This is a genomic window from Thalassospira sp. UBA4513 (genome assembly GCF_002388495.1).
Classification (GTDB): domain Bacteria; phylum Pseudomonadota; class Alphaproteobacteria; order Rhodospirillales; family Thalassospiraceae; genus Thalassospira; species Thalassospira tepidiphila.
Genome location: NZ_DGMR01000009.1, coordinates 165007 through 165289, shown reverse-complemented (window position 1 = coordinate 165289; position 283 = coordinate 165007).

The window sequence follows — 283 nt, the reverse complement described above, 5'->3', positions numbered from 1 at the left end:
ACCAGCTGAGCTAATCACCCTTTTGCAAACCGCGCTGTTCTGCGGAAGCGGGCGGAACTTACCATGGTTTCCCCAAAAAGCAATGCCAGTTTTGCATAAAAATGTAACTTCTATTTGAGGGCGGATTATCTTTGGCAAATGCTCAACCCAAGCCAACCAAAATAGCCTGATTTCCCCGTATTTTCAGGCACATGACACATGCGTCAAGCGGGTCTGAAACGCCAAACATGGGCTGGATGATTCGCAAGGATCGGGAAAACAAAAAAGGCAGCCTTTAGGGCTG